Origin of the sequence: Nocardioides gansuensis (assembly GCF_003076135.1) — a bacterium.
Lineage (GTDB): Bacteria > Actinomycetota > Actinomycetes > Propionibacteriales > Nocardioidaceae > Nocardioides > Nocardioides gansuensis.
Genome location: NZ_QDGZ01000037.1, coordinates 1 through 298, shown reverse-complemented (window position 1 = coordinate 298; position 298 = coordinate 1). Strand labels below are relative to the sequence as shown.

Genomic DNA, 298 nt, shown 5'->3' with positions numbered 1-298 from the left:
AGCGAGTTCCTCGAGGTGCAGCCGCTGTTCGCGCCCAACATCATCGTCGGCTTCGGCCGGGTCGAGGGCCGCCCGGTCGGGGTGGTGGCCAACCAGCCGATGCAGTTCGCCGGCTGCCTGGACATCGGCGCCAGCGAGAAGGCCGCGCGCTTCGTGCGCACCTGCGACGCGTTCAACATCCCGGTGCTCACCTTCGTCGACGTGCCCGGCTTCCTGCCCGGCACCGACCAGGAGTGGAACGGCATCATCCGCCGCGGCGCCAAGCTGATCTACGCCTACGCCGAGGCCACCGTCCCGC

At 70.5% G+C, this 298-nt stretch carries 1 protein-coding gene; it reads left to right on the top strand.

What is annotated here, in order from left to right:
* Nucleotides 1-298, top strand: a 298-nt coding sequence (locus tag DDE18_RS22505) for a carboxyl transferase domain-containing protein (RefSeq protein ID WP_281258436.1), incomplete at both ends; no start/stop codon positions are given.